Source organism: Halanaerobium saccharolyticum (assembly GCF_004362045.1).
GTDB lineage: Bacteria > Bacillota > Halanaerobiia > Halanaerobiales > Halanaerobiaceae > Halanaerobium > Halanaerobium saccharolyticum_C.
This window is the reverse complement of record NZ_SNWX01000051.1, coordinates 1-8,715: the sequence shown is the minus strand read 5'-3', so window position 1 is coordinate 8,715 and position 8,715 is coordinate 1. Positions and strand designations below refer to the sequence as shown.

Below are 8,715 nucleotides of genomic sequence, written 5' to 3'. Positions count from 1 at the left end.
GTTAAAGATCTAAAAATAAGAAAATGGAAATGCCCTGAATGTGGGGAAGTTCATGACAGGGATATTAACGCCAGTATAAATATTTTAAATGAAGGGTTAAAAATACAAAAGGCAAGTTAGAAGATATACCGTAGGACTTACGGGATTTTAAGCCTGTGGAGATGGTGGGTTACCACTTCTAAGAAGCAGGAATCCTCTTGGGCTTGCCCCGAGGAGGGTCAAATACCAATGAGAAGAGATCTTTTGTTTTTAAAGGATATAATTAATTCAATGAATAAAATATTTAATTATATAGAAAAAATGACAAAAGAAGACTTTAAAAAAGATGATCTAACTATTGATGCAGTCTTGAGAAATATTGAAATTATAGGTGAAGCAGCTAATAAACTATCTAAAGAAATATATGAAGAAAATGAAAATGAAGAATGATTGGTTATTGGTTTAAGAAATATAGTAATTCATGAATATTTTGGAGTAGATTTAAATATAATTTGGCAGGTTATTACAGTCAATTTGCCAGAGACTAAGCCCAAAATAGAAGAAATACTAGAGGAAATATCTTAACTTTTATGAGTTCTAAATGATATGAAGCTTTTCGCGGGATTTTTGTTTTATAACTATGGTTTTATGATATAATAGAAACAGGAAATAGTAAGGGGATGATTTTAAAATGAAATGGAAAGATATTATAGATAAATATCCCGACTGTTGGATCCTATTAGAAGCTATAGAAGCTCATTCAGACCATGGAAAACGAGTTGTTGATAAAATAGCTGTTCTTGATAAATTTAATAATAGCGAGGAAGCCATGAAAGCTTATAGGGAACTTCATAAGAAATACCCTGAAAGAGAACTATATGTTGCTCATACTAAGAACAAGGATCTTGAAATAGACGAACGAAAGTGGTTAAGTGTTAGGATATGACCTGGAGCTAGTATTGATTATTGTTTAAGAAATTTAACAGAATTAGATGCTAGGAATATTGTCTAGTTGTTTTATTTTATTAGTGGTGCTAAAATAGGGATAGGAGGTCGATAATATGACAGGTCAAGAAATCATTGCATTTTTGCAGAGTAACAGAAGCACATTAAATAGATTTGGAATTAAAAGTATTGCTTTATTTGGCTCATATATTAGTGGTCAGGCTACTAATAATAGTGATATCGATCTTCTTGTTGAATTTAAAGAAGGAGAGAAGACCTTTGATAATTATATGGATTTGAAATTTTATCTTGAAGATAATTTAAATAAAAATGTAGATCTTGTGATTAAAGATGCCTTAAAAGAAGAATTAAAAGAAGATATTTTAGGAAGTGCTAAATATGCACAGTCCTGAAGTATATTTAAAGGACATTTTAAGTTCAATAAATAAAGTTCAGAATTATTCAGCAAATATGTCTTATAAAGAATTTTTAAAAAAAGAGATGGTTCAAGATGCTATTGTTAGAAACCTTGAGATTATGGGGGAAGCTGTTAAAAATATACCTGCTGATATTCGAGAGGATTATCCTACAATTGAGTGGAGAAAAATTGCTGGTCTTAGAGATATATTAATACATGACTATTTTGGAGTAGATTTAGAAATAGTTTGGAATGTTATAACAAATAAATTACCACAACTTAAAATAGCGATAGAAGATATTCTGAGTCATATTTGATTATTCCAGGCATGTTGTCTGGTTATTTTTTTACCTTTATATAAATAAATGGTGCCCCCGGTAGGAGTCGAACCTACGCTCAAGGCTTCGGAGAGTTTTGTCGAAGTTCCTTATATTAGCATCTTTTCTTATAACCCCTGTCATAACAGCAATCTAGTGTTGGAAATATCCCATATAGTTGTAAATAACTGTATATTTTACTGCGGTATTTAACGGTGGCTGAGTCTCACTGCGGTGAAATCACGGTGGAAAATCGAATAAAATTTGCATCTCAATTGGAGATGATTTACCCTCATAAAAACTTCACTTTGTTCAGTACGTAATGGAGCTTTTCTGGGGGTTTTTGTTAATAATATCTATTATTGGACAATTATCACTATCTTTTGCTTTAATACAATCAAAGACAAATGGAAGAAATATTAAGTCCACAATGCAGAACAAAGGGGAAAAAGTTAGTGTAGTAACAATAAAAACTGATTGAAAAAGAAGTTGAAAGGAATAACTCTTGTCAAATCTGATATTATAAAGAAAATATTAATATTAATCCAAGTGGAATACAATAATAGGCAAAATAATGAAGTTTTTGTTCTTTTATCATTTTTAAGAAAAAGTTAATAGCAAGATAACCTGTGATCATTGATGATATAGTAGCTAAAAATAGATGGAAATAATTTAGGTCAGTTGTACCATTTAAAGTTAATTCTTTTAGTTTGAGAAGAGTTGCTCCTCCTATGACAGGTATAGAAAGAATAAACGAAAATTTGGTAGCAAGTTCTCTGTTTAAATTTTTATATAAGCCGGCAGCTATAGTAGATCCAGAGCGAGATAAACCGGGGAAAATTGCGAGTGCCTGAGCTAGTCCTATAAAAATTGAATCTAAAACCGACATATCTTTTATCTTCCGTTTATTGATTGTTATTTTATTAGTTAGCCAGAGTATTATACCGGTAATTATTAAAAAAAACCCGACAACAGTTAAAGAAGAATTCATTTTTTCAAAAAAATCTTCAAAAAATATCCCTACAACTGCAGCAGGGATTGAGCCGATTATGATATATAGATTAAAAGTCTTATAGTCATCCTTAAAATAAATCATATTTAGTATATCCTGGTAATACACAAAAAATATTGCCAGTAAAGTTCCAAAATGCAAAAAGATGTCAATTGTCAGTCCAGCTTTAATATCTAAAAAATATTTAAAAAGCACAATATGCCCTGAACTGCTGATTGGTAAGAACTCAGTTATTCCCTGGATTACGCCTACAACTAAGTACTTAATAATTTCCATAAATAACCTCCAATATAATTTTATTAAATTATTATAGCATATAGTTCTCATTTTAACAAATTGAGTTTTTACTCCTGTTTCAATAATTTAATTAAGTCCGGTGAATAGTAGGGTGAAAGATTTTTTTGACGCTAGGGAAGAAATATAGTATAATATATTTGAACATCTACTCATACATTAAAAGTTTATTCTATTCTTTACTATTTTTATACAATACTAATGAAAACAGGGGGCAATCTGAAATATGAAAAAAAGATTTACAGCTATTCTTTTATTAATTGCATTTACAATAATTTACAAAAACTTTGTTCTGGGAGAGCGGCATTTGGAAAGCACAAGAGTTCCCAGAGGATCTATTTCTGTAAAAAAAGAACTTGATCTTAAGCGAAACTCAAAAGAAAATTCAGATTTTAGTTTGATTATAACGGAAAAGCGAAAAAATGCACTGGAGAGAAAGACCGATTTTGTTAAAATCAAAGACGAATTTAACCTCTCAGAGAATTCAGATCTTAATTTTGCAGAAAATCAGTTAGAATTTAATAATAAATTAGAATACATAGAAAAATTATATAAAGATAAAGACACAAAGTATAATATTGAAAGCTCCAGTCAGGGTTTTACTGAAGAATTAGTTAAAGAAAATAGTCGAAAGCCGGGCAGTAGAATTGGCTTAATTAATCAAATAAAAAAGCACAGAGTAGAAAACGGTGAAACTCTTTGGGATATTGCTCAAAAGCACAATGTGGATTTAGATACTTTAATTGGGGCAAACGATATTAATAATATTAATAAAATAAAACCCGGTCAAACGATTAAGGTTCTTCCAGTAAAAGGGATCTTATATAAAATAAGTCCGGGGGAGAATCTTTCATCTATTACTGATAAGTTTAATATAAGTTTAAACAAAATTATTGCCAGTAATTTAATTAATAATCCAAATAGGGTTCAACCTGGTGATACATTAATCTTACCTGGAGCAAAACCTGAATTTGGTTATCGTGATCGCCTTGAAAAAGTATTTACTAAACCAGTATATGCAAGAATCTCGTCTTATTTTGGTAGGAGATGGGGTAGAATGCATGAAGGTATTGATTATGCAGCTCCTTCAGGTTCGAAAGTGAAAGCATCAGGTGAAGGTAGAGTTGTATATAGTGGTTGGGCTAGAGGTTATGGTAAAACTATTATTATTGAACACCAAAAAGGAATGAGAACACTTTATGCACACAATTCTAAGTTGATAGTCAATACTGGAGATAGAGTTTCAAAAGGTGATTTAATAGCAAAATCCGGTAATACCGGTAATACAACAGGACCAAATGTGCATTTTGAGGTTCAGGTTAATGGAAGACCAGTTGATCCTTTATCATATATTTAAAAGGTTTACCTAAGGGTAAATCTTTTTATTTAAACAATATATGAATAATTGCTCAATCATTGTTGACAAAAATCGAATTCAATGGTATACTATATATGAACAATTATTCAATTAATCATATATTAAATTATAACTAGGGAGGATTATTATGCCAGAAAAAGCAGAAAATAAGAAAAAGAAATTTGAACTAGAAGGTTTGGCCTGTACTAATTGTGCAGGTAAGATTGAGAAAGAAGTTAATAATTTAGAGGATATAGAAAAGGTGAGTTTGAATTTTGCTACCAGCACGATTACTGTTGAAGGAGAGGGTGCTGATAATTCATTTGAAAATGAATTGCAAGAAATTGCAGATAGAATAGAACCTGGCTTAACTGTTAAGGAGTCTAGAAATAGACGAAAAAGAGCTAATCAAAAGTCTGATCACAACCAGGTCCATGAACATAATCACGAGGACGGTCGTGTAAATGATCACGAAGAGAGTCACGGACATGATCGCGATCATGGGGTTGACGATGAAAATTCTTATCTTAAAAAACGATTCTGGCCGGGAACAATAATTTTTGCTCTGGCAATAATTCTATTCGAACTACCATTTTTGGAAGTAGAATTGGGAAGTTTATCAATATATCTGGAATGGCTACTTTTTGGTTCCAGTTACCTGCTTATCGGTGGACCAGTATTAATGGCAGCTTTCAAAAATATAAAGCGAGGCCAGGTCTTTGATGAGAACTTCTTAATGAGTATAGCAACAATTGGAGCTTTTTCTATTCAGGAGTTTCCTGAAGGTGTAGCAGTAATGCTTTTCTACATGGTTGGTGAGATTTTCCAGGAAAGAGCAGTTGACCGTTCCAGACGCTCAATTAAAAAATTAATGGATATAAGACCTGATTATGCTAATTTAAAACTTGAAGATACAACAAAAGAGGTTGACCCTGAAGATGTTCAAATAGGTGATATAATAATTATAAAACCTGGTGAAAAAGTACCACTTGATGGAGAAGTGCTTGAAGGAAGTTCTATGGTAGATACTTCAGCACTTACCGGGGAATCTGTTCCGCGTAAAGTTGAAACTGGTGATGAAATTTTGAGTGGAACAATTAACAAAGATGGTTTATTAACAGTAGAAGTGACAAAAGAATATGGTCAGTCAACAGTATCTAAGATTTTGGAACTTGTGGAAAATGCCAGTGCAAAAAAAGCACCAACTGAGAAGTTTATTACTAAATTTGCCCGTTATTATACACCGGTTGTAGTCTATTCGGCTCTGGCTATTGCGGTCTTACCGCCACTATTTTTACAGGGAGCAGCCTTTGCAGACTGGTTTTATCGAGCTCTTATCTTTTTAGTTATTTCCTGTCCCTGTGCACTTGTAGTATCCATTCCGTTAGGATTTTTTGGAGGAATAGGTCGAGCATCGCGACAGGGCGTTCTGGTTAAAGGTGGTAATTATCTGGAAGCACTGAACAATGTTAGTCAAATAGTATTTGATAAAACTGGAACTTTAACTAAAGGAGAATTTGCTGTTAGTAAGGTGGAATCATATAATGGCTTTAATAATGAGCAGATTTTAACTATGGCTGCTTATGCTGAAAGTCATTCCACCCACCCGATAGCAAAGTCCATTGTCGAAGCGTTTGACCAGAAAATTGATAATCAAAGAATAAAAGATTATCAGGAAATTTCTGGACACGGGATTAAAGCTGTGGTTGATGACAAAGAAATTCTGGCAGGTAATATCAAATTAATGAATAAAAATAACATTGAATATCAGGAAGTTGATGCAGATGGAACAATTGTTTATCTAGCGATTGAAAATAAATACGCAGGTTATATAACAATTACGGATGAATTAAAAGAGGATTCGATAAAGGCAATTAAGGGTTTAAAAGAATTAGGTATTAAACAGTTAACTATGTTAACTGGTGATCGGGAGGCAGTTGCCGGGAGAGTAGCCCAGCGGCTTGGCTTAGATAATTATTATTCTGAACTTCTACCGGATCAGAAGGTAGATGAAATTGAAGAATTACTTGGCAGACAGAAAGAAAATGATAAACTTATCTTTGTAGGAGATGGAATCAATGATGCACCTGTTCTGGCTCGCTCTGATATAGGTGTTGCTATGGGAGGACTTGGTTCAGATGCAGCTATTGAGGCGGCAGATGTTGTCTTAATGACAGATGAGCCTTCAAAATTAATTACTGCTATTAATACTGCCCGGAGAACAAGAAAAATTGTCTGGCAGAACATTATTCTGGCCTTAGGTGTAAAAGGTATAGTACTTATAATGGGTGCTGTGGGTTTAGCAACCATGTGGGGAGCAGTCTTTGCCGATGTAGGTGTGGCATTAATTGCTGTCTTTAATGCTATGAGAATTAGCCGTAATGTTTAATTAAGCAAGTAAAAAATCCCTCTGAAGCTTAAAAATAATTTCATCAGAAATATGTTTGGATAAAATCTTCAGGGGGAAATCATTTATAAGGCTGTGGGGGGATTATAATGAAATATTATGATATCTTTTCTTATCTATATGATCTACTAGCACCTGACTGGTATTATCACAAGCCGCGAAAATTTGCTATTGAAAAACTGGATTTTAAAAAAACAGTAATATAATAGTTTTACCCTGTGGAACTGGACAAAGTTTTAAATATCTTAAAAATCAGTTGAAAAGTAATGGTTTAATAATTGGTATTGATTATTCTGAAGGAATGTTGACAAAAGCCAGAAAAAAAATTAGAAAAAAAGGTTGGGATAATATAATAACTTTACATGAAGATGCTGCTAGATTTAATAAATCTGATATTGCATCTATTTCAGAAGAAGAATTAAATATTGATGCTATCTATCTCGAATTGGGTTTATCAGCTATGCCTGAATGGCAAAAAGTTATTGATAAAAGTCTTTCGCTTGTAAGGGTTGGCGGTAAAATTGTTATTATGGATTGGTATATGGAAGAACTCAATTTATGGGGCCGTTTTATAGACTTAATTGGTAATGCTGATGTTACTAGACCAACCTGGGAGTATTTAAAAAGCAGAAAAGAAGTGAAAGATTTTAATTTAAATCACAGTTTTAAAAATGGCGGTGTCTTTGTTGCTTCAGGATATAAAGTTTAACCCCAATAATTGCTGCTGTATAATTTAGATTAAAGTAAATGCCTTCTATTAGAAATTAATCTATGTTAAAATAAATATAAGGTGCTAGTTTTGATTTGGGGGAGATGATTTAATGGCAAAAGACAAAAATTTTTGTGATATGTGTGAAGTGTTTGACCCGGATGAGCAGGTTGTAAATTTAATGAAAGACCGTAAACTTCAAAAAAATATTGTTTATCAGCTTTCAGAACTATTTAAGACCATAGGAGATCCAACACGGATAAATATTTTATATGCTTTAAAAGATAGGGAGTTATGTGTTTGTGATTTGTCTGAAATACTGGAAATGAGTTCTTCTGCAATATCTCATCAATTAAGAGTTCTTAGGAACAATAACCTAGTTAAATATCGAAAGGAAGGTAGGTCTGTTTATTACTCTCTGGATGATAATCATGTTTTATGTTTGTTTGGACAGGGTTTGAATCACGTTTTAGAGGATTAATATTTTTATCTTTAGATGTAGTTTATAAAAATTAAACTTACTGGATTTTTCAGAAACAATGCATTTTATTATTGAACTATAAATTTGGGTGCGATTATTCACCCTCAGAGAAACCTTCATTTTGTTCAGTTATTGATGGAGCTTTTCTGGGGGTTTTATTTTGTATAATATTTTCTTCAGGGGGACTTAATAATTAGATATTATTTCGAGTTTTATGTAATATAATAAATTTAGGCTCAAGTAGTAAGTTGAAATATCAGGGAGGTGTTGAAAATGAAAGATAAGAAAAAAGTAGCTAAGAAAAAACCTGAGAAGAAAGAAGAAAAAAAGGAAATAAAGAAGTAATTCCTTTAATAAGTCAAAACTAAACAATGTATATTTTTCCCTGTAGACTAATAGTTACAGGGTATTTTTTGTTGAACTATTTGATTGGTGAAGTTGATGAGTGTTAAAAACCTCCGCACATATCTATAAGTGCGGATAACTTTAACGGATTGAACAGTTTACATGTTTAGCTTAACTATAAATTATTATAATGTAAGGTGTAATCGAAATGAGTACACCTTGTTTAACATCGTAAAATTTAATATAGGTTTAGTCTGAACAACTATTATGAGAATCAGCTGATAGACTATTTTTTTGACTATAATCTAAACTTTTTAACGAATATGATATTTTTTATATCGATTTTTCTGAAAATGTTGCTTTTTATCACTAATAGTTGTATAATTTAATCAGTGGAGGTGATCAAATGAAGGAGAGAATGCTGCGTCTGCAGCAGGTACAACTGAATAAT

The 8,715-nt window shown here is 32.0% G+C and carries 9 protein-coding genes and 1 pseudogene; 9 read left to right on the top strand and 1 reads right to left on the bottom strand.

Annotated features, from left to right (window positions below):
- The 5 genes and pseudogenes from DFR79_RS16460 to DFR79_RS15695 form a co-directional block, all read left to right on the top strand.
- The coding region (locus tag DFR79_RS16460) for a zinc ribbon domain-containing protein (protein ID WP_166638087.1) at nucleotides 1–120 on the top strand (120 nt) is incomplete at its 5' end.
- A gap of 108 nt (nucleotides 121–228) precedes the next feature.
- Nucleotides 229–564, top strand: a pseudogene (locus tag DFR79_RS15710) (HepT-like ribonuclease domain-containing protein).
- 106 nt (nucleotides 565–670) lie between these two features.
- Entirely contained in the window at nucleotides 671–925 is a 255-nt protein-coding gene (locus DFR79_RS15705) for a hypothetical protein (protein ID WP_133516407.1), read from the top strand.
- 115 nt (nucleotides 926–1,040) lie between these two features.
- Nucleotides 1,041–1,337 carry a nucleotidyltransferase family protein gene (locus DFR79_RS15700; RefSeq protein ID WP_133516406.1) on the top strand — a complete coding sequence of 99 codons (297 nt, stop codon included), beginning with the start codon at nucleotides 1,041–1,043 and terminating at the stop codon, nucleotides 1,335–1,337.
- Nucleotides 1,324–1,659, top strand: a complete 336-nt coding sequence (locus DFR79_RS15695) for a HepT-like ribonuclease domain-containing protein (RefSeq protein WP_133516405.1) — start codon at nucleotides 1,324–1,326, stop codon at nucleotides 1,657–1,659. Before DFR79_RS15700 ends, DFR79_RS15695 begins: the two co-directional genes overlap by 14 nt.
- Nucleotides 1,660–2,179: 520 nt before the next feature.
- Here DFR79_RS15695 and DFR79_RS15690 read toward each other — a convergent pair.
- A complete protein-coding gene (locus tag DFR79_RS15690; protein ID WP_133516404.1) occupies nucleotides 2,180–2,947 on the bottom strand; it encodes an undecaprenyl-diphosphate phosphatase in 768 nt (255 codons plus the stop codon).
- Between the two features lie 244 nt (nucleotides 2,948–3,191).
- Between DFR79_RS15690 and DFR79_RS15685 the strand changes: the two genes are divergently transcribed.
- From DFR79_RS15685 to DFR79_RS15670, 4 genes are all read left to right on the top strand, one after another.
- Complete coding sequence (locus tag DFR79_RS15685) at nucleotides 3,192–4,322, top strand: M23 family metallopeptidase (protein ID WP_089717708.1); 1,131 nt, start codon at nucleotides 3,192–3,194, stop codon at nucleotides 4,320–4,322.
- A gap of 148 nt (nucleotides 4,323–4,470) precedes the next feature.
- Complete coding sequence (locus tag DFR79_RS15680) at nucleotides 4,471–6,711, top strand: heavy metal translocating P-type ATPase (RefSeq protein WP_073158298.1); 2,241 nt, start codon at nucleotides 4,471–4,473, stop codon at nucleotides 6,709–6,711.
- Between the two features lie 220 nt (nucleotides 6,712–6,931).
- Nucleotides 6,932–7,438 carry a class I SAM-dependent methyltransferase gene (locus DFR79_RS15675; RefSeq protein WP_081374546.1) on the top strand — a complete coding sequence of 169 codons (507 nt, stop codon included), beginning with the start codon at nucleotides 6,932–6,934 and terminating at the stop codon, nucleotides 7,436–7,438.
- A 112-nt stretch (nucleotides 7,439–7,550) separates the two neighbouring features.
- Nucleotides 7,551–7,919 (top strand): ArsR/SmtB family transcription factor, encoded by a 369-nt coding sequence (locus DFR79_RS15670; RefSeq protein ID WP_073158292.1) that lies wholly within the window; start codon nucleotides 7,551–7,553, stop codon nucleotides 7,917–7,919.
- The last annotated feature ends 796 nt before the right edge of the window (nucleotides 7,920–8,715 follow it).